At 71.2% G+C, this 20,259-nt stretch carries 17 protein-coding genes; 9 read left to right on the forward strand and 8 right to left on the reverse strand.

What is annotated here, in order from left to right; all coding sequences use genetic code 11:
* Positions 1-63: 63 nt before the first annotated feature.
* Positions 64-2,172 carry a glycogen debranching protein GlgX gene (glgX, locus tag AB0472_RS35285; protein ID WP_366362683.1) on the reverse strand — a complete coding sequence of 703 codons (2,109 nt, stop codon included), beginning with the start codon at positions 2,170-2,172 and terminating at the stop codon, positions 64-66.
* Positions 2,173-2,369: 197 nt separating this feature from the next.
* Between glgX and AB0472_RS35290 the strand changes: the two genes are divergently transcribed.
* From AB0472_RS35290 to AB0472_RS35305, 4 genes are all read left to right on the forward strand, one after another.
* Positions 2,370-3,185 carry a Tat pathway signal sequence domain protein gene (locus tag AB0472_RS35290; protein ID WP_366362685.1) on the forward strand — a complete coding sequence of 272 codons (816 nt, stop codon included), beginning with the start codon at positions 2,370-2,372 and terminating at the stop codon, positions 3,183-3,185.
* A gap of 57 nt (positions 3,186-3,242) precedes the next feature.
* The gene (locus AB0472_RS35295) at positions 3,243-4,583 is read left to right on the forward strand and encodes a copper amine oxidase (RefSeq protein ID WP_366362687.1); all 1,341 of its coding nucleotides are present in this window, start codon (positions 3,243-3,245) and stop codon (positions 4,581-4,583) included.
* Between the two features lie 102 nt (positions 4,584-4,685).
* Complete coding sequence (locus AB0472_RS35300; protein WP_366362689.1) at positions 4,686-5,927, forward strand: SAV2148 family HEPN domain-containing protein; 1,242 nt, start codon at positions 4,686-4,688, stop codon at positions 5,925-5,927.
* A gap of 115 nt (positions 5,928-6,042) precedes the next feature.
* Positions 6,043-6,762: a 3'-5' exonuclease gene (locus tag AB0472_RS35305; RefSeq protein WP_366362691.1), complete on the forward strand. Its 720-nt coding sequence runs from the start codon at positions 6,043-6,045 to the stop codon at positions 6,760-6,762.
* Positions 6,763-6,908: 146 nt separating this feature from the next.
* Here the strand turns inward: AB0472_RS35305 and AB0472_RS35310 are convergent, their stop codons facing one another.
* Complete coding sequence (locus AB0472_RS35310) at positions 6,909-7,772, reverse strand: aminoglycoside phosphotransferase family protein (protein WP_366362693.1); 864 nt, start codon at positions 7,770-7,772, stop codon at positions 6,909-6,911.
* 197 nt (positions 7,773-7,969) lie between these two features.
* Here AB0472_RS35310 and AB0472_RS35315 point away from each other — a divergent pair, with 197 nt between their 5' ends.
* Genes AB0472_RS35315 through AB0472_RS35325 form a run of 3 tightly spaced genes read left to right on the forward strand, consistent with a single transcriptional unit; the run spans position 7,970 to position 10,991 of the window.
* Positions 7,970-8,884, forward strand: coding sequence for a sugar ABC transporter permease (locus AB0472_RS35315; protein WP_366362718.1), 915 nt, complete (start codon positions 7,970-7,972; stop codon positions 8,882-8,884).
* Positions 8,881-9,714, forward strand: a complete 834-nt coding sequence (locus AB0472_RS35320; RefSeq protein ID WP_366362695.1) for a carbohydrate ABC transporter permease — start codon at positions 8,881-8,883, stop codon at positions 9,712-9,714. The genes AB0472_RS35315 and AB0472_RS35320 overlap by 4 nt, the downstream gene beginning before the upstream one ends.
* Complete coding sequence (locus AB0472_RS35325; RefSeq protein ID WP_366362697.1) at positions 9,714-10,991, forward strand: sugar ABC transporter substrate-binding protein; 1,278 nt, start codon at positions 9,714-9,716, stop codon at positions 10,989-10,991. Before AB0472_RS35320 ends, AB0472_RS35325 begins: the two co-directional genes overlap by 1 nt.
* A 79-nt stretch (positions 10,992-11,070) precedes the next feature.
* On the opposite strand, the gene AB0472_RS35330 is transcribed toward AB0472_RS35325, so the two are convergent.
* Positions 11,071-13,317 carry an MMPL family transporter gene (locus AB0472_RS35330; RefSeq protein ID WP_366362699.1) on the reverse strand — a complete coding sequence of 749 codons (2,247 nt, stop codon included), beginning with the start codon at positions 13,315-13,317 and terminating at the stop codon, positions 11,071-11,073.
* A 394-nt stretch (positions 13,318-13,711) separates the two neighbouring features.
* Here AB0472_RS35330 and AB0472_RS35335 point away from each other — a divergent pair, with 394 nt between their 5' ends.
* Both AB0472_RS35335 and AB0472_RS35340 read left to right on the forward strand, forming a co-directional pair.
* Positions 13,712-14,263: a DUF1697 domain-containing protein gene (locus AB0472_RS35335; RefSeq protein WP_366362700.1), complete on the forward strand. Its 552-nt coding sequence runs from the start codon at positions 13,712-13,714 to the stop codon at positions 14,261-14,263.
* 59 nt (positions 14,264-14,322) lie between these two features.
* Positions 14,323-15,378 (forward strand): 2-dehydropantoate 2-reductase N-terminal domain-containing protein, encoded by a 1,056-nt coding sequence (locus tag AB0472_RS35340; RefSeq protein WP_366362701.1) that lies wholly within the window; start codon positions 14,323-14,325, stop codon positions 15,376-15,378.
* A 147-nt stretch (positions 15,379-15,525) separates the two neighbouring features.
* Here AB0472_RS35340 and AB0472_RS35345 read toward each other — a convergent pair whose 3' ends face one another.
* The 5 genes from AB0472_RS35345 to AB0472_RS35365 all read right to left on the reverse strand — a co-directional run.
* Positions 15,526-16,266, reverse strand: a complete 741-nt coding sequence (locus tag AB0472_RS35345) for a sirohydrochlorin chelatase (RefSeq protein WP_366362702.1) — start codon at positions 16,264-16,266, stop codon at positions 15,526-15,528.
* A 5-nt stretch (positions 16,267-16,271) separates the two neighbouring features.
* A complete protein-coding gene (locus AB0472_RS35350; RefSeq protein WP_366362704.1) occupies positions 16,272-17,150 on the reverse strand; it encodes an ABC transporter permease in 879 nt (292 codons plus the stop codon).
* Positions 17,137-17,922: an ABC transporter ATP-binding protein gene (locus AB0472_RS35355; protein WP_366362706.1), complete on the reverse strand. Its 786-nt coding sequence runs from the start codon at positions 17,920-17,922 to the stop codon at positions 17,137-17,139. Before AB0472_RS35355 ends, AB0472_RS35350 begins: the two co-directional genes overlap by 14 nt.
* Before the next feature lie 35 nt (positions 17,923-17,957).
* On the reverse strand, positions 17,958-19,070 hold the full coding sequence (locus AB0472_RS35360) for an aliphatic sulfonate ABC transporter substrate-binding protein (protein WP_366362708.1): 1,113 nt from the start codon (positions 19,068-19,070) through the stop codon (positions 17,958-17,960).
* Positions 19,071-19,301: 231 nt separating this feature from the next.
* Positions 19,302-20,259 (reverse strand): GTP-binding protein (locus AB0472_RS35365; RefSeq protein WP_366362710.1); only part of this gene is annotated, 958 nt, incomplete at its 5' end.

The following is a 20,259-nucleotide window of genomic DNA, read 5'->3' on the forward strand; positions in this document are numbered from 1 at the left end:
GGAACTGCGCGACCAGCCCCCACCGGCCCGCACTTGGGTAACCGCCCGTCGGAGCGGGCATCCCTACGCCGGCCTCTTCAACACGGTCAGGCTTCGGCCCACCAACGTCAGACGTGCGCCGCCGTCCACCTTCGGTCCGCCCGACACCGGCTCCGCCTGCGCGGTGTCGACCACCACCTCCCACTGCCGGCCGTGATTCACCGGCACCGCGAAGTCCAACGGCTCCGGGGACGCGTTGAACATCAGCAGGAACGAGTCGTCGGCGATCCGCTGGCCCCGCGTGTCCGGTTCCGAGATCGCGTTGCCGTTGAGGAAGACCGTGAGGGCCGAGGCCTGGGCCGAGTCCCAGTCCCGCTGGACCATCTCGTGGCCCTCGGGGGTGAACCACGCGATGTCGGACAGCTCGTCGTGGGTGCCCTCCACCGGGCGGCCGTGGAAGAAGCGCCGGCGCCGGAAGACCGGGTGCTCCTTGCGCAGCCGCGCCATCGCCCGCGTGAAGGCCAGCAGCTCGCTGTCGTCCCCGGGAGCCGGCCAGTCCACCCAGGACACCTCGTTGTCCTGGCAGTACGCGTTGTTGTTGCCCTGCTGGGTGCGCGCGAACTCGTCGCCGTGACCGAGCATCGGCACGCCCTGGGACAGCATCAGCGTGGCGACGAAGTTGCGCATCTGCCGTTCGCGCAGTTCGAGGACCGCGGGGTCGTCGGTGTGGCCCTCGACCCCGCAGTTCCAGGACCGGTTGTGGCTCTCGCCGTCCCGGTTGTCCTCGCCGTTGGCCTCGTTGTGCTTGTCGTTGTACGACACCAGGTCGTGCAGGGTGAAGCCGTCGTGGCAGGTGACGAAGTTGATGGAGGCCAGCGGGCGGCGGCCGTCGTCCTGGTAGAGGTCGGAGGAACCGGTCAGCCGGGACGCGAACTCCGCCAGTGCGCGCGGCTCGCCGCGCCACAGGTCGCGCACGGTGTCGCGGTACTTGCCGTTCCACTCGGTCCACAGCGGCGGGAAGTTGCCCACCTGGTAACCGCCCTCGCCGACGTCCCAGGGTTCGGCGATCAGCTTCACCTGGGAGACGACCGGGTCCTGCTGCACCAGGTCGAAGAACGACGAAAGCCGGTCCACCTCGTGGAACTGCCTCGCCAGGGTCGCCGCGAGGTCGAAGCGGAAGCCGTCGACGTGCATCTCGGTGACCCAGTACCGCAGCGAGTCCATGATCATCTGCAGGACGTGCGGGGACCGCATCAGCAGCGAGTTGCCGGTGCCGGTGGTGTCCATGTAGTAGCGCGGGTCGTCCGTCAGCCGGTAGTAGGAAGGGTTGTCCAGGCCCCGGAAGGACAGCGTCGGGCCCAGGTGGTTGCCCTCGGCGGTGTGGTTGTAGACCACGTCGAGGATCACCTCGATGCCGGCCTCGTGCAGCGCCCGGACCGCCGACTTGAACTCCAGGACCTGCTGGCCGCGGTCGCCCCAGGAGGCGTAGGCGTTGTGCGGGGCGAAGAAGCCGATGGTGTTGTAGCCCCAGTAGTTGTTCAGGCCCATGTCGACCAGCCGGTGGTCGTTCACGAACTGGTGGACCGGCATCAGCTCCAGTGCCGTGACGCCGAGCGCCGTCAGGTGCTCGATGACGGCCGGGTGGGCCAGGCCCGCGTAGGTGCCGCGCAGCTCCTCGGGCAGCCCCGGGTGGCGCATGGTCAGGCCCTTCACGTGGGCCTCGTAGATCACCGTGTGGTGGTACTCGGTGCGCGGCCGCCGGTCGTCGCCCCAGTCGAAGTACGGGTTGATCACCACCGACGTCATGGTGTGCGGCGCCGAGTCCAGGTCGTTGCGCTTGTCCGGGTCGCCGAAGTGGTAGCCGTACACCTCCTCGCCCCAGCGCACGGACCCGCTGACCGCCTTCGCGTAGGGGTCCAGCAGCAGCTTCGCCGAGTTGCAGCGCAGCCCGCGCCCGGGGTCGTACGGGCCGTGCACCCGGAAGCCGTACCGCTGCCCCGGCATCACGCCGGGCAGGTAGGCGTGCCGCACGAAGGCGTCGCTCTCCCGCAGTTCCACCGCCGTCTCGGAGCCGTCGTCGTGCAGCAGACACAGCTCCACTCGGTCCGCGGCCTCCGTGAAGACCGCGAAGTTGGTCCCGGCGCCGTCGTACGTGGCGCCGAGCGGATATGCCTCTCCAGGCCAGACCTGCATGAAGTCGACTCTTCCAGGTGTGTCCTGCGCCCGGGGGCGCCTTGGTCATGAGTCTGCCCGAAAGTAATGGAACCCCTCGTGACTTACGTCCCTCTTACCCCGCGACCAGTGCACGCAGCAGCCCGTGGGGCCGACGTGTGCCGAACCAGTGGGGCAATCACGTACTCCCTGTGACCAAGGGGGAGTAGGGGGAAGATGTGCGCAAGATAGTGCACCGCCATCTGGGCAAGGTGGTGGCCGGTGCGGGACTGGCGGTCGCGGGGACCGCCGTGATGGTCGGGATCACCCTGCCGGGCACGGCAGGGGCGAACGAGTCGGGAGGGAGCGACGGGAGCGCGGCGGTCGCCGCGCAACAGGGGGGCCAGGGGCAGGACGCCGTCAAGCCGGGTGTGGTGGAACAGGCGCCTGCCGAGGGGAAGAAGGGCACGGGCAGCGACCCGCTGACCGATGACGAGACCAGGCGTGTCGAGCAACTCGCTCTGACCCAGCAGATGTTCAGCGCCGGGGAGAACGTCGAGGGCCGGCGCGGCCCGGAGCGGCTCAGTGTCGATCTCGCCGAGCCGGACGCGAACGAACTGGACAGTTCGGATGCGCCGCGTCGCGCGGACGTGACGTTCTACGACTACCGGGACGACACCCTCGTCACCCGGACCGTCAACCTCGACACCGGCAAGGTCGAGCACACCACCAGCAGCAAGGGCGTCCAGCCGCCGCTCAGCCACGACGAGAACGTCGAGGCGCTCAAGCTGCTCGTCGCCGACCGGCTCGGTGCCGGCCTGAAGGCGGACTTCAAGGACGCCACCGGCACCGCGCTGACCGACCCGGACCAGCAGCTGCTGCTCAACAGCGCGGTCTACCGCGCCACCCCGGGCGCCCAGCCGGCCGCCCTCGACGCGTGCGGCGAACACCGCTGCGTGCGGCTCTTCCCGAAGGTGAAGAACGGGCCGTGGATCGACGCCAGGTCGCTCATCGTCGACCTGAGCGCGCGCAAGGTCGTGAAGCTCGGCCGCTGAGCCGGGCCCTCCGTTCACCGTTCACTCCGCATCTCCCGTACCAGGAGTCACTTCGTCATGCACGTGAACCTGCGCGCGAGCACGCGCGTGCCCAGAATCCGCCATGCCCGCAGGACGGCCGCCGTGGGCCTGTCCGCGGTCGCGCTGGCCGCCGGCGCCACCACCGCCGCCGGGCCCGCCGTCGCCCAGCCGAAGCAGGCCGGCGCGGCCGCCGCGGACTGCTCGGCCGCCTACCGCATCGAGCAGAAGCTCTCCACCGGCACCACCTGGCGGATGTGCTGGCGCTACGACAGCAAGGCCGGGCTGGTCCTGGAGCACATCTCCTACCAGCCCAAGGGCGAGTCGGCCCCCATCAAGGTGCTCTCCAGCGCCCGTCTCGCCCAGATCGACGTCCCCTACGACGACGGCAGCGTCGAGTACGACGACCTGACCGGGTTCGGCTTCGCCCAGGGCCTGGTGCCGCTCGCCTCGGCCGAGTGTCCCGGCGGCACCATCAAGACGGTCAAGGTCCCCGAGGCCTGGGACCCGGCCCACCCCAATGTCAACGGCCTGTGCACCACCACCCGTTCGCGCGGCCACGCGTACCGGATGCAGGCCGACACCGGCAACCGGGTGTACCAGCAGCAGGGCAAGGACCTGCTGGTCTACACCGTCAACAAGGTCGGCTGGTACGAGTACATGACCGAGTGGCGGTTCCAGGACGACGGCACGATCAACATGAACGTCGGCGCCACCGGCAGCCTCTCGCCGGGCGACTACGACGCCGGGGACGGCCGCGGCTGGCCGATCGGCAAGGGCGCCCACGCCTACGCCACCAGCCACGCCCACAACGTCTTCTGGAAGCTGGACTTCGACCTCGACGGCTCCTCCAAGAGCCGTGTCGAGCAGTACGACTCGAAGGTCAGCGCCCCGGTCCACGGCCAGGAGGCGCCCAGCAACAGGACCACCCGCACCAATGTCACCAAGGAACTCGCCGGCGACGCCGCGAACATGCGCTGGTGGCGCGTGGTCAGCACGGCCGGCAAGAACAAGGACGGGCACGCCCGTTCGTACGAGATCGTCCGGGGCGCCAGCAGCAAGTACCCGGGACACGCGTTCACTTCGCACGACGTCTACTTCACCCAGTACGACAAGTGCGAGCAGTTCGCCAGCAACAACCCGGGCTGCCCCAGCGGTCACCCCAAGACCGTCGACAAGTTCGTGAACGGGCAGACCCTCACCAACCCCGTGGTCTGGGTGAACGTCGGTTTCCACCACATCGCGCGCGACGAGGACCAGCAGCCGATGCCGGTCCACTGGCAGGGCTTCTCCATCGCCCCGCGGGACGTCACCGCTATGAATCCGCTCACTCCGGCCGCCCTCGCTGATCAGAACGGACAGCCCGGAAACGGTAGTTGAGAAACGACCTGTCCATCCGGCTGCACCGCCGACCACTCCCGGAGTACCCTTCCTTGATCGTTGGCACAGGGAGAGCTCGGGGGAGCGGAAGGCGGTGCACGGGTGGGCTCGGGAGGCCTGGAGCTGCCCCCTGGTGACGAGGGTCACGAGGGGAACTCCACAGACGTCCCGCCCGGCGCGGTGTCCCTGGCCCGGCCGATGGACGCCACGGGCTCCATCGGGCCGGAGCTGGAGTGGGACGCCGACGCCTGGCTGGAGGTGCGTACGCGCGCCCAGCGGGCCGGCCGGGCCTACATCTGGCTGAACCTCGTCGAGCAGCGGATGCGCGCGGTCGTGGCCGCCGTGCTGCGGCCCATCTACGAACCCGTCCACGGCGACGAGTGGGTGGTCGCCGCGGCCGGTCCGGCCGGCCAGGAGTGGGTCCAGCGGGCGGTCGCCGTGCGCGAGGTCAGCCGCCGCAAGGGATACCTGCTCGACCCCGCCGACGACAACGTGCTCAGCTTCCTCACCCTCCCGCAGCTGCGGGAGCTGATGGTCCAGCACTGGCCGTGCTTCGAGCCGTACTTCGACGAGCGCCGGGACGTCGAACTCGCCCTGGACGAGCTGGAGGTGACCCGCAACATCGTCTCCCGCAACCGGGCGCTGTCCGGGGCCGTCCTCGACCAGGCCGAGCGCGCCTCCGCCCGGCTCCTGGAGATGCTCGGCGCGGGCGGCGACGTGCCCTCGGCGCGCCGGCTCCCCGTGGACGCCGTCGAGGACCTCGTCGGCGACCGCTACGCGGACGTTGTCGCCGTCCATCCCGACCGGGTCCGCCTCATGCGCCAGTTCCCGGCCGAGGACCTCTTCGGCGGCGCCCGCCGCCTGGACGCGATCGGTATCGGCCTCAACCTGCTCGTGCAGAACTTCTCCGGCCGCCGCATGGTCCGGCTCGCCGAGACCGGCTGCCGGGTCCGCCTCCTCTTCCTCAACCCGGCCTCCAGCGCGGTCAAGCGCCGCGAACGCGAACTCGGGATGAAACGGGGCGAACTGGCCCGCTCGGTCGAGATGAACATCCTCCACATGCGCCGGGTCCGGTCCCGGCTGCGCGACCCGGGCGCCTTCGAGATCCAGGTGTACGACGACACCCCCCGCTTCTCCGCCTACCTGGTGGACGGCGACGGCGCCGACGGCGTCGCGATCATCCAGTCCTACCTGCGCGGTGCGCGCGGGATGGAGTCGCCGGTGCTGGTGCTCCGCAACGGCGGCAAGGTGGTCAAGTCGGACGACGTCGTGGAGACGGGTCTCTTCCCGACCTACCGCGAGGAGTTCGAGACGGCTTGGGCTGATTCGCGCCCGGTGTCCTGACGCGTGCGTGCGGCGGTGCCGCGCGGGTAAGCGGAACGCGGCCCTCTGATTGTCAGTGCCGCATGCGAGGGTGGAGACCACTGGGGGAAAGCACCACCAAGAAGGGGGGCCGCCGATGGGCTGGCACCAGGAGCTCCTGATCGGCTTCGACCTGGAGACGACGGGTACGGATCCGCGCGAGGCACGGATCGTCACGGGGGCCGTGATCGAGGTCAGGGCCGGGCAGGAGCTGGGCCGCCGCGAGTGGCTGGCGGATCCCGGCGTGGAGATCCCGGCCGACGCGGTGGCGGTGCACGGCATCAGCAACGAGCGGGCGGCGGCCGAGGGCAGACCGGCCGACCAGGTCGCCGACGCCCTCGCGGACGTCCTCACCGGGTACTGGAGGACGGGCGTCCCGGTCGTCGCCTACAACGCGACCTTCGACCTCACCCTGCTCTCCGCGGAGCTGCGCCGGCACGGACTCCCGTCCCTCTCCGACCGCCTCGGCGGCCTCGACCCGGCACCGGTCGTCGACCCGTACACCATCGACCGCTGGGTCGACCGCTACCGCCGCGGCAAGCGGAACCTGGAAGCGGTGTGCGCCGAGTACGGCATCACCCTCGCCGCCGCCCACAACGCCTCGGCCGACGCGCTCGCCGCGGCGCGCCTGGCCGGCGCGATAGCCGAGCGCCACCCGAAGATCGCGGTGCTGGGTCCTGCGGAGCTGCACCGGCGGCAGGTGGAGTGGTACGCGGAGTGGGCGGCGGACTTCCAGCAGTTCCTGCGGCGCAAGGGGGAGGCCGACGCGGTGGTGGACGGGGCGTGGCCCCTGCGGGAGCTGGCCGAGGCCGTCTGAGGGTTCCGCCCGGTTGGCAGCGCCGCGATGCGTCGTTGTTCGTCTGCGGCTCCGCTGTGGCTGGTCGCGCAGTTCCTCCCCGAGCCTTCGGCCGGGGGTACCCCCAGCGCCCCTTTCGGGGCGCTCCTCAGGGGGCGCGTCTCAGATCAGAAGGGGTACCACCGCACCGACTCGTCGCCCTCCCGCAGCGACGCCACGCGGCGTTCGAACTCCGTCAGTGCCTTCGGGTTGGTCGGGGCGTGCTGGGCGACCCAGGCGCAGCTCGCCGTCTCGCGGGCGCCGCGCAGGACGCTGCAGCCCCCCCACTCGCGTACGTCCCACCCGTAGGCCGTGACGAACGAGTCGTACGCCTCGGCGGGCAGCCCGTACCGGTCCCGGGACAGGGCCATCACCACCAGGTCGTGCTCGCGCAGGTCCGAGGAGAAGGTCTCCAGGTCGACCAGGACCGGGCCGGTCGGGCCGACGTGCACATTGCGGGGCAGCGCGTCCCCGTGGATCGGGCCCGGCGGCAGATGCGGGGTCAGTGCGGCCGCGGCCGCTGCGAAGCCGTCCCGGCGCTCGCGGAGATACGCCGCGTCGGCGGGGTCGATCGCCTCGCCGGCCAGCCGCAGCCAGCGCTCCACACCGCCCAGCAGCTCGCGGGGCGGCAAGGCGAAGGGGGGCGAGGGCAGTGCGTGCACGATCCGCAGCAGTTCGGCCAGATCCCGTGGTTCGGCCGGCCGCACCGGGTCCGGCAGCCGGTGCCACACCGTCACCGGGTGACCGTCGACGAGCAGTGCCTTCGGCTCGGCGGCGCGTACGGCTGGTACGTCCGCCTCCGCCAGCCACCCGGCGATCTCCAGCTCGCGCCGGGCCCGGTCGAGGAGCTCGGCGTCCCGGCCGACCTTCACCACCAGGTCCCCGGCCGCGAACACGGCGTTCTCGCCCAGGGCCAGGAGCGCGGCGTCGGCCACCGCACCGGGCAGTACACCCGCCGTGGCCAGTACGTCCCGCGCCCTTGCCTCGTCCATCGCCCGCCTCCGTGTCCGTTGCCGGCGCCCGCGCGCCCGCCGCTGTGCGGGTGCACACGGCGTCGTCTTCCTGCCATCCGGTGGCCAGTCTCGCATCCGGGGAGGTCGGACCGGGTGCGCGGTGCCTTGACGGGACCACCGGCCTTCACGACCATGTCCAGGCCCGACCGGGCCGCGCAAAGGGGGATGACGTGGCATTGGCGACGAACGTGGCGAACGGGAGGCGGCCGGCCGCCCTACGTCTGACCGGCCACGGCGCCTGGTTCCTGGTCCTGCCCGCCCTGATCCCGATCCTCGTGCTGAGCGTCGGCCCGCTGCTCTACGGGATCCTGCTGGCGTTCACCGACGCCCAGTCGGGCCGGACCGCGGCGACCCGGTGGATCGGCGGTCTCAACTTCCGGGACCTGCTGCACGACACCCTCTTCTGGGAGTCGTTCCGGATCGGCCTGGTCTGGGCCCTCGGCGTGACCGTGCCGCAGTTCCTGCTCGCCCTCGGCCTCGCGCTCCTGCTCCACCAGGAGTTACGGCTGCGCCGGCTGGCCCGCGCCCTCGCGATCGTGCCGTGGGCGATGCCCGAGGTCGTCGTCGGCATCATCTGGCGGCTGGTCTACAACCCCGATGCGGGCATCCTCAACGAGACCCTGCACGACGTCGGTCTCGGCGGCGGCCGGGACTGGCTGAGCGGCCTCGGCACCGCCCTGCCCGCCGTGATCGTCGTCGGCGTCTGGGCCGGAATGCCGCAGACCACGGTCGCCCTGCTGGCCGGACTCCAGAACACCCCGAGCGAACTGCACGAGGCGGCGGCCGTGGACGGCGCCGGTGCCTGGCGCCGCTTCCGCGCGGTCACCTGGCCCGCCCTGCGACCCGTGGCCCTGGCCGTCACGGCGCTCAACCTGATCTGGAACTTCAACTCCTTCGCCCTGGTCTACGTGCTGACCAACGGCGGCCCCGGCGGCAAGACCCGGCTGCCGATGCTCTTCGCCTACGAAGAGGCCTTCCGTTACGGTCAGTTCGGGTACGCGGCCGCGATGGGCTGTGTGATGGTCGCGGTGATCGCGGTGCTGCTGGCCGTCTTCCTGACAGGCCGCCTGCGGGGAGGCGAGGACGCGTGAGGACCCGTACCGCAGCCCGCGCCGGCCAGTACGCGGCCCTGCTCGGCTACCTCGTCTTCCTGGCCTTCCCGCTCCTGTGGCTGCTCTCCACCGCCTTCAAGTCCCCGCAGGAGCTGGGCAGTCTGCATCCCACCTGGATCCCCAGGCACCCCACCCTGGCCAACTTCCGGCAGGCCTTCGACGAGCAGCCCCTGCTGCGGGCCGGTCTCAACTCCCTGCTCGCCGCGCTCGGCGCCGCGCTGATCGCCGTCGTGCTCGCGACCCCGATGGCGTACGTCATGGCCCGGCGCCGCACCGCTCTCTCCCGGGCGGCCACCGGGTGGGTGGTGGTCAGCCAGGCATTCCCGTTCGTCCTGGTGATCATCCCGCTGTTCCTGGTGCTGAAGCACCTGCGGCTCATCGACTCGCTGGCCGGGCTGGTGCTGGTGTACGTGGTGTGGGCGCTGCCGTTCGCGCTGTGGATGCTCGTCGGACACGTCCGCGCGGTGCCCGTGGAACTGGAGGAGGCGGCGGCCGTCGACGGGGCCGGGCGGCTGCGGACGCTCGTGTCGGTGACCGCGCCGCTGCTCGCACCCGGGATCGTGGCGACCGGGCTGTTCGCCTTCGTCACCGCGTGGAACGAGTTCTTCTTCGCGCTGGTGCTGCTGAAGACACCGGAGAAACAGACCCTGCCGGTCGTCCTCACCCACTTCATCGGCGCGGAAGGGGTGGCCGACCTCGGCCCGCTGGCGGCGGCCGCCTTCCTCGCCACCCTGCCCTCGCTGGTCGTCTTCGCGGTGGTCCAGCGGCGGATCACGGGCGGGATGCTCGCCGGGGCGGTGAAGAGCTGATGCGCACCAGGATAGGCACGGCCGTCGTCGTACTCCTCCTGCTGCTGGCGGGCTGCACCTCCGCATCCCGTACCGGCGGCCCGGTCACCCTCCGTTTCCAGTCCCTGGCCTGGCAGGACGAGTCGGTCGCCGCCAACAAGGAACTGGTGAAGGAGTGGAACGCCACCCACAGGGACGTCAAGGTCGAATACGTACAGGGCAGTTGGGACAGCATCCACGACCAGCTGCTCACCTCCTTCGAGGGCGGTGAGGCCCCGGACATCATCCACGACGCCTCCGACGACCTCGCGGACTTCGCCTACGGCGGCTACCTCGCCGACCTGACCGACCTGCTGTCCGCCCGGCTCAAGTCCGACATACCCCGGCGCAGCTGGCAGACGGCGACCTTCGGGCACGGCATCTACGGCGTGCCCTTCCTCCAGGAACCGCGTGTGCTGATCGCCAACAGGACCTGGCTCACCCGGGCCGGTGTGCGCACACCGACCCCCGAACACCCCTGGACCTGGGCGGAGTTCCGGCGGATCACCGAGCGGCTCGGCGGTGACGGGAAGTACGGCGTCGCCTGGCCGCTCAAGGAGCCCGTCTCCGCCACGCTCAACCTGTCGCTGTCGGCGGGCGGACAGCTCTTCCACCGGGGCGCCGACGGCACGGTGACCGTACGGTTCGGGGCCGCCGACCAGGTCGTGCCGCGCACGATCCACGACCAGGTGAACGTCGACCACAGCGCGCCCGGCTCCACCCTGGGCAGCGGCGGCTCGGACACCCTGCCGGGCTTCTTCGGCGGCAAGTACGCCATGGTCCCGCTCGGCTTCTCCTACCGCCAGCAGATCGTCCAGCAGGCCCCGAAGGGCTTCGCCTGGGAGGTGCTGCCCGCCCCGGCGGGCGCCGACGGCCCGGCCCAGGGCGTCAGCCCGCAGACGCTCTCCGTCGCGGCGGACAGCCCGCACAGGAAGGAGGCGGCGGAGTTCGTCGACTTCCTGCTGCGGCCCGAGAACATGGTCCGGCTCGCCCTCGGCGACTGGATGCTGCCCACCGGCACCCAGGCCCTGAAGGACCCCGCCCTGCACACCGCGAAGTACGGCTGGGCCACCGGCACCGCCCTCGCCGGACACCTCAGCCCGGCCCCCGCCCAGACGGTCCGCGGCTACCCCGAGTGGAAGGACAAGGTGGCCACCCCGGCTCTCCAGGAGTACTACAGCGGGGCCATCGGCCTCGGCGAACTCGGCCGCCGCCTGGAGAAGGACGGCAACCTGGTGCTGGCCCGCTACCAGCGCTGACCCTCCTGGGCACGGCACAGGGCCCGTCGGCTCCCCCGGAGACCGACGGGCCCTGTCGCGAAGGGCGTTGCTGCTCGCCTCAGACGCGCAGCCGCTCCTGCTCGTCCCGTGCCGCCGGGGCCACCGCTTCCGGCGACTCGTCGTGCGTCAGGTCCGGCAGCCACCGCAGCCAGCTCGGCAGGTACCAGTTGCGCTCGCCGAGCAGGGCCATCACCGCCGGGAGCAGGACGCCCCGGATGACCGTGGCGTCGATGAGGACAGCGGCCGCCAGGCCCACGCCCATCTGCTTCATGGACTGCATGGACAGCGTGCCGAAGATCGCGAACACGGCGACCATGATGACGGCGGCGCTGGTGACGACCCCGGCCGTGGTGACCACGCCGTGCTGGATCGCCTCCCTGGTGGACCGGCCGCGCAGCCGGGCCTCGCGGATCCGGGAGACGACGAACACGTGGTAGTCCATGGACAGGCCGAACAGGATCACGAAGAGGAACAGCGGCAGCCAGGTGACGATCGCGCCGACCCCCTGCGCGCCCACCAGCGAGGCGCCCCAGCCGTGCTGGAAGACGGCGACGAGGATGCCGTACGCGGCGCCCACCGAGAGCAGGTTGAGCAGGATCGAGGTGACCGCGACCGTCAGCGAGCGGAACGACAGCAGCATCAGCAGGAAGGCGAAGACGACCACGAAGGCGAAGACCGGGACGACCGAGCCGAGCAACTGGTCGTTGAAGTCCTGGTTGCCCGCGACGTTCCCGGTGATCGGCGCCTGCACGCCGGCGACCTTGCCGAGCGTGGCCGGCCGTACCTCGTCGCGGAGCTTCTGCAGGCTCTTGCCGGCCTTGTCCATGTCGGAGCCGCCGACCAGCGGCACGGTGACCAGGGCGACGTTCTGGGCGTCGTGCAGCTTGATGTCGACGGGGCCGCGCGAGGCGCCCGAGCTGATCGCCCGCTCCTTGAAGGCGGTCAGCGCCTGCCGGACCTCGGGGGCGTTGATGTCCTTCGCCCTGACGACCACCTCGGCGGGCTCGGAGCCGCCGGGGAACGCCTGGTTGACACGGTCGTAGGTCTGCACGATCGGCAGCGAGTTCCCGAACTCCTGGTCCAGGGTGAGTTGGGAGGTCTTCATGCCGAGGGCGGGGGCGGCGACCGCCAGCAGCGCGCCCACCGCCACGAGGACGGAGACCAGCGGCCTGGCGAGGACACCCCGCAGCACGGCCGTCCAGAAGCGGCTCTCGGACGGGCCGTGGGCCCGCTTGCGGCGACGCAGGAACGGGATGCGGCCCTTCTCGACCCGGTGGCCCAGCAGGGAGAGCAGCGCGGGCAGGACCGTCACCGAGCCGACCATGGCGACCGCGACGACCATCAGGGAGGCCAGGCCCATCGCCTCGAACTCGGCGAGGCCGGTGAACAGCATGCCGGCCATCGCCACGCACACCGTGACACCGGAGACGATGATGGCCCGGCCGCTGGTGGCGGCGGCGATCCGCAGCGCGGCGTCCGCGCCCCGGCCGGCCTCCCGTTCCTCGCGTTCCCGGCGCAGGTAGAAGAGGCAGTAGTCGACGCCGACGGCCATGCCGACCAGCAGCATCACGGAGTTGGCGGTGTCGCTCATCGGCTGCAGATGGCTGACCAGGCCCATCAGGCCCATCGTCGCCATGATCGCGGTGATCGCCAGACCTACCGGCAGCAGGGCCGCCACCAGCGCGCCGAACGCGATCAGCAGGATGCCGAAGGCCACCGGCACGGCGGAGTACTCGGCCCGCTGGAAGTCCTTGCCGAAGGCGTCGTCGTACTGCTTGTTCATGCTGGCGCCGCCGATCTCCTCGATCCGCAGCGTGCCGTGCGCCTTCTGTACCCCGGCCACCGCGTCCAGCACCGGCTCCACCCGGTCGCCGGCGGTCTCGGAGTCGCCGCGCATGTCGAACTGGACCAGTGCGCTGCGGCCGTCCTTCGAGATCGTGCCGGTGACGTACGGCGAGGTGACGTCCGTGACCCGGCCGGTGCCGTCGACGGCCTTCACGACGTCCGAGACGGCGGCCCTGAAGGCGGTGTCCGTGGCCTTTACCGTCGGGTCCTTGGCCTGGATCAGGACGGTCTCGCTCGCGGGCTCCTTGATGCCCGCGTCGTCGATGATCTGCGCTGCGGTGTGGGTCTCGCCCTTGAGCTGGTCGCTCTCGTCGACGTCGACCCGGCCGGCCGCCGAGCCGAGCCCCATCGCCAGGACGACGAACAGTACCCATATGCCGACGGCGGCCCAGCGGTGCCGGGCGCTCCAGCCGCCGGCCCGGGCGGCCAGCCCCCGCACCCGCGTCTCTCCGTTCCCCATGACGGGATCCATGACGGGAATGCCCCCTCGTGTGCGGTGACGGCCCCGGCCGCCACGATCTCTTCACGACTTCCTTTGTTCGATTCGAAGGTATGGGCCGGACAAGACCGACTCCTCGTGCTGTCCGGTGATGTCCGGCGGCCGGCTCTCGTCGCCCGGGAGGATGTCGGGCCCTTACATCTATCCACCCATCTCGGGGGTGATGATCAGGGACGCCCCTTCCGACGACGGTGATCCTCTTTGTGATTACGAAACCTTGTTGAACAAGTCACAGGTGCGTGTAGGAGTTGATCCGGACCGGTCCGATCGGCCAGAGTTTCGGGCAGCCCGGCATGACCGGCACGGCCGTCGTGCCAACCCCCACGGGGCACGACGGCCGTTCTAGGGTGTTCGAATGACGAGGTATGCGGCACTGCTGCGCGGGATCAACGTGGGCGGCAACAAGAAGCTCCCGATGGCCGAACTGCGCACGCTGATGAGCGGACTGGGGTACGACTCCGTCCAGACCTACCTGCAGAGCGGACAGGCCGTCTTCACCGCCGCCGGCGGGGACGCCGACTCCCTGGCGGCCGAGCTGGCCGGGGCGGTCGAGGAGCGGTTCGGCTTCTCCGTCGACGTGCTCGTCCGCGACCACGCCTACCTGAAGGCGGTCGAGGCGGCCTGCCCGTTCCCGGCCGCCGAACTGGCGGCCAGACAGCTGCACGTCACGTACCTCTCCGCGCCGGTCACCGCGGAGCGCTACGCGGACATCGACCCGGCGGCCCACCTCCCCGAGGAGTTCCGGCTGGGCGACCGCGCCCTGTACCTGTACGCCCCGGACGGCCTCGGCCGCTCCAAGCTCGCCGAGGCGCTGTCCCGGCCCCGGATCCACAAGGGACTGACCGCCACCACCCGGAACTGGAACACGGTGGTCAAACTGGTGGAGCTGACGGCCCCGGAAGCCTGACCGGCGGCCGCCCCGCCCCTGCCCCAGGGGCAGGGCGACGGCTGTGCGAGGCTCCTCCCATGCGCTACATCATCATCGGAGCGGGGGCCGTCGGCGGCGCGGTCGGCGGACGGCTGGCCGGCGCCGGACACGAGGTCGTCCTGGTGGCAAGGGGCGCGCACCACGCGGCGCTGCGGGACGGCGGGCTGCGGCTGAAGGTGCCGGACGGCGAGTACACCTACCGGCTCCGGACCGTCACCGGCCCCGGGGAACTCGGCGGGCTGCGCGCGGACGACGTCCTCGTCCTCGCCGTCAAGACGCAGGACACCGTGGCCGCCCTCCAGGCCTGGGGACCGGCGCCGGTCGCGGGCGGTGGCACGGCGGCGCAGCGGCTGCCCCTGTTCTGCGCCCAGAACGGCGTGGAGGGCCAGCGACTCGCCCTGCGCGTCTTCCGGCACGTCTACGGCGTCTGCGTCTGGCTGCCGTCGACCCACGTCGAACCCGGCGTGGTCTCAGCGGGCGGCGCCCCGCTCACCGGCATGCTGCACCTGGGCCGCCACCCCCACGGCACCGACGCGACCGCCCGGCTGGTCGCCGCCGACCTGGAGAAGTCCCACTTCGAGGCTCCGGTCGTGCCCGACGTGGCGCGCTGGCAGTACGCCAAGCTGCTCTCCAACCTCGGCAACGCCCTGGAGGCCGTCGCCGGGCCCGTCGCCGACGACACGGCCGTGGCCCTGTTCGAGCGGGTGCGGGCCGAGGGCGCGAGGGTGCTGGACGCCGCCGGTATCGCGTACGCGAGCGTCGAGGAGCAGCGGGCCCTACGCGGCCACAAGGTGGACCTGGTCCCGCTGGACGGCGCCCCGCGCGGCGGCGGCTCCTCCTGGCAGTCCCTCAGCCGCGGCACCGGCACCATCGAGGCGGACTACCTCAACGGCGAGATCGGGCTGCTCGGCCGCCTGCACGGCGTTCCGACGCCGCTCAACGACCTGCTGCAGCAACTCGCCAACACCTTCGCACGCGAGCGCCGGGCGCCCGGCTCGATGCCGTACGGCGAACTCGGCCGCCTCGCCGAGGAGGCCGCGACCGCGCCGTCAACTGCCCCACGGGGAAAGGCCGTCGGGAATCCGAACCGGTAAGGGAACTGGTGTGACACGTTCGCCGGACGCGACGCAGAAGTAAGTGTGCCGGCCACCGTGCGACGCTCGCGAGAGCCCGTCGCCGGCCGGCCCGTTCGCGGTCCGACGGACAGGGGAGCGCCGGACCGCGAACACCAAGCCGGTCGCTCAGGCCCCGACGGCCGCCAGGGCCGGAGTACGCGCCGCGTCGTACCGTTCGAGAAGCACCCGCGCCACCTCGGGCGCCGGGCCGAGCACCTCGGCCAGCACGTCCGCCTCCGCCGCGCCCCGCGCGATGCGGTCCGGCAGGAAGCCGGGGGCGAGGACGTACGGCGCCACCGCGACCCGGGCGCAGCCCAGCTCCCGCAGCTCGCGCACCGCGTCCTCGGTGCGGGGCAGGGACGCGGAGGCGAACGCGGGCCGCACGGCGCACCAGCCGGTGCGCTGCCACTCCCGTGCCAGACGCGCGATCACGGCGATCGCCTCCGGGTCGCTGGACCCCGCCGAGGCCAGCACGACCCCGGTCGAGGACCGGTCGGCGGCGGTCAGCCCCGCCTCGTACAGCCGCCGCTCCAGGGCCGACACCAGCAGCGGCGAAGGGCCCAGCACCTCCGCCTGCCGGATCCGCAGCCGCGACGGCGCGTCCCGCAGTACCGCCGGGATGTCCGCCTTCGCGTGGAAGGCGCGGGTCAGCAGCAGCGGGAGGGCCACGACGTCCCGGACGCCCTCCGCCGCCAGGGACTCCAGCAGCCCGTGCACGGACGGGATGGTGAAGTCGAGGAAGCCCGTCTCCACGCGCAGCCCGGGCCGCAGCGACCGTACCCGGCGTACCAGGGCGTGCACGGTCGCGGCGTGCCGCGGATCGCGGCTGCCGTGGGCGATGACGAGGAGAACGGGCTTCGTACGCATGGACCTCAGCCCTTCACCAGCAGGCCTCGGCTGCGCAGCACCCACCGCTCCAGCGGACTGAAGATCAGCAGGTCGATCGCGATGCCGACGAACAGGATCAGGATGATGGCCTCGAACACCATCGCCATGTCGCTGGCGGTGCGCGCGTTCTCCAGGAGCTGGCCGAGGCCCACGCCCAGGTCCGGGAAGCTCGCGATGATCTCCGCCGCCATCAGCGAGCGCCAGGAGAACGCCCAGCCCTGCTTCAGACCCGCCACGTAGCCGGGCATGGCGGCCGGCAGCACGACGTGCCAGATGCCCTTGACGCCCGTCGCGCCCATGGTGCGCCCGGCCCGCAGGAACAGCGGCGGCACCTGGTCGACGCCGGACACCAGGCCGTTGGCGATGGAGGGAACCGCGCCGAGCAGGATCACGGCGTACATCATCGAGTTGTTCAGGCCCAGCCAGATCACGGCCGGCGGCACCCACGCCACCGACGGCAGCGACTGGAGGCCGGACAGGATCGGGCCGATGGCCGCCCGCACGAACCTCACTCGCGCCACCACCAGCCCCAGCGGGGTGCCGATGAGCAGCGCGAAGAGGAAGCCGAGCAGGCCGCGGCTGACGCTGGTCCAGATGTAGCCGAGCAGGTCGCCCTTGAGCCAGGCGTCCTTGAAGGTGTCGCCGACCGCCGCCGGGGAGGGCAGCTTGGACGGGTCGTCGACGACCGGGACGAGGAGTGTCCAGACCACGAGGACCACCGCGAGCGCGATGATCGGGGGCAGGATCTTCGTGGTGAAGGTCTGGCGGAGGGTCGGGCGGCTGGTGGCCGTCGTCTCCAGGGCGTCGAGGCCGGCCTCGACACTTCCGGCGTCCTTGGCCGGCGTCGTCTCAGTGCTGGCCATGGCGGCGGATCTCCCCACGCAGTACATCGGTGATCTCGAGGGACAGTTCGGCCACCGGCGCGTCCTCGATGCGGCGCGGCTGCGGTATGCCGACCTCCCACTCGCGGGCTATCCGGCCCGGCCGCGACGACAGCAGGATCACCCGCTGGGCGAGCCGTACCGCCTCGCGCACGTTGTGCGTGACGAACAGGACGGAGACACCGGTCTCCTCCCAGATCCGGGTCAGCTCGTCGTGCAGCACGTCCCGGGTGATGGCGTCCAGGGCCGAGAACGGCTCGTCCATCAGCAGCAGTCTGCTCTCCTGGGCGAGCGAACGGGCCAGGGCCGCCCGCTGGCGCATACCGCCGGACAGCTCGTGGACGCGCTTGCCGTACGCGCCCTTCAGGCGGACCAGTTCGAGCAGCCGCTCGGCCTTGTCCCGGCGGTCGTTCTTGGGAACCCCCCTGAGCTTCAGGGCGAGTTCGATGTTCTTGCCCGCGGTCAGCCACGGGAAGAGGGCGTGCTCCTGGAACATCAGGGCGGGCCGCCCGTCCGTCGCGATGGAGCCCGCGGTGGGCCTGTCGAGCCCCGCCACCAGGTTCAGCAGCGTGGACTTGCCGCACCCCGAGGCTCCCAGGAGGGTGACGAACTCGCCCGGCGCGACATCGAGGGTGATGTCGTCCAGGACGAGCTGCTGCCCGCCCGGAGTCCCGAAGGACTTCGAGACATGCTCTAGGCGTGCCGCGTACTCGACCGACTCGTCGGCCTTGGCGAGTGTCGTGGTCGTGGCCATGGTCGTCACCTCCTGGGATCTCGTCGGGACCGGCGTCAGCTGCTGCCGAGACCGGCGGCGTCGACCGGGCTCTGGCCGTCGGCCTTCAGCACCTTGTTGAGGATCGTCAGGTCGTAGATGTTCTTCAGCAGCGGGTCGGTGAGCAGGCCGGCCTTGACGGCGTGCTGGGCCTCGGTGTTGAGGGTGGAGGCCAGCGGGTCGTCGGTGAACTCGATGGACGACCAGGCCGGGTCCAGGACGTCGGCGGGCAGCGCCTTGCCGGAGTCGATCGCCAGCTGCTTGTTGGCCGAGGCCTTCGCCGCGTCCGGGTTGGCGTTGATCCACTTGTTGGTCTCGACCGAGCCCTTGAGGACCGCCTCGACGACCTTCGGGTGCTCCTTGAGGAACTTCTGCGACACGATGATGTTCGTGATCACGAACTTCTTGTCGGGCCACAGCGTCGACTCGTCGAGCAGCACCTTGCCGCCCTCGGCGACCAGCTTGGACGCGGTCGGCTCCGGCACCCAGGCACCGTCGATGGAACCGGCCTTGAAGGCGTCCGGGGTGATCTTGTTGTCGGTGCGGACGACCGTGACATCGCCCTTGCCGCTCTGCGCGTCGACCTTCCAGCCCTGGTCCGCGATCCAGTTGAGGAACGCCACGTCCTGCGTGTTGCCCAGCTGAGGCGTCGCGATCTTCTTGCCCTTGACGTCCGCCAGCGACTTGATCTTCTTCGGGTCGACGACCAGCTTCACGCCGCCGGACGCCGAACCGCCGATGATCTTCAGGTCGGTGCCGTCGGACTTGGTGTAGCCGTTGATCGCCGGGGAGGGGCCGATCCAGCCGATGTCGATCGAGCCGGAGTTGAGCGCCTCGATCTCGGAGGGGCCCGCGTTGAAGATCGCGTACTTCGCCTGGGTGGCGCCGAGCTCCTTCTGGAAGAAGCCCTTCTGGTTGCCGACCAGCGCGGTCGCATGGGTCAGGTTGCCGAAGTAGCCGATCTTGACGGTGTCGAGACCGTCGATCTTCTTGGCCCCGGCGGCGACCTTGGTGGTGTCGCTCTTGTCGGAGTCCGACCCGTACCCGCAGGCGGCGAGGGTGAGCAGGGGGAGTGCGGCGAGCGCGGCGATGCCGCGGCGAATTCGAGACTGGGGGAGGTTGACAGGCACGGGAGGCTTTCCTCTCGTTGGCCCGGCGGTCACGGTCTCTCAGGTCGTGGCCGGGAGGTCGGCAGGTCTTCGTCGCATCCGGGACGGCGGGTGGGGGGCCAGGGCGCGCAGGCAGTGCGCGTACGTCACCGCGCACATCGCGCCACCCCGCCCTGCCCGCTGCCGAGGGCGCCGCTGCCGACGCGGCCGCCCTCCTTCGCGAACGTCGAGTAGACGTCGGTCATCGTCATGTCAGAAGTCCCAGCCGTCGTCTTCGGACGCGTCCTTGACCGGCTCGGGGGAGGCGAACGACTCGCCGACCATGCCCGCGGTGAGCGTGGTGCCGTCGGCGGGGTCGATCAGGATGAACGAGCCGGTGCGGCGCGAGTCGGCGTAGGAGTCGACCGGCAGCGGCTCGGCGGTACGGATCTTCACCCGGCCGATGTCGTTGGCGGCGAGCTGTCCCGGGTGCGGGTGCAGGGACAGGTCGTCGAGCGTGAGGCGGGACGGGATGTCCTTGACGACCGCCTTGACCGTGCGGGTGCCGTGCTTGAGCAGCACCCGGTGGCCGACGGTCAGCGGCTGGTCGGCCACGTGGCAGACGGTCGCCTCGACGTCCTGGGTGGTCGCCGGGGCGTCCTTGGTCGGCACGATCAGGTCGCCGCGCGAGACGTCGATGTCGTCGGTGAGCAGGAGCGTCACCGACTGGGTGGTCCAGGCCGCGTCGACCGGCCGGCCCAGCAGGTCGATGCCGGAGATCGTCGTGGTACGGCCGGACGGCAGGACCGTGACCGGCTCGCCGACGTGGAAGGTGCCGGCCGCGATCTGGCCGGCGTAGCCCCGGTAGTCCGGGTGCTCGGCGGTCTGCGGGCGGATCACGTACTGCACGGGCAGGCGCGCGTGGCAGTGGCTCAGGTCGTGGGCGACCGGGACGGTCTCCAGGTGCTCCAGGACGGTGGGGCCGCCGTACCAGTCCATGTGCGCGGACGGCTCCACCACGTTGTCGCCGACCAGCGCCGAGATCGGGATCGCGGTGACCTCGGGGACGCCCAGCTCGGTCGCGTACGCCGTGAACTCCTCGGCGATCCCGGCGAAGATCGGCTCCTGGTAGTCGACCAGGTCCATCTTGTTGACGGCGAGGACGACGTGCGGGACGCGTAGCAGGGCGGCGATCGCGGCGTGTCGGCGGGTCTGCTCGACGACCCCGTTG

Source organism: Streptomyces sp. NPDC086777 (assembly GCF_040702065.1).
GTDB lineage: Bacteria > Actinomycetota > Actinomycetes > Streptomycetales > Streptomycetaceae > Streptomyces.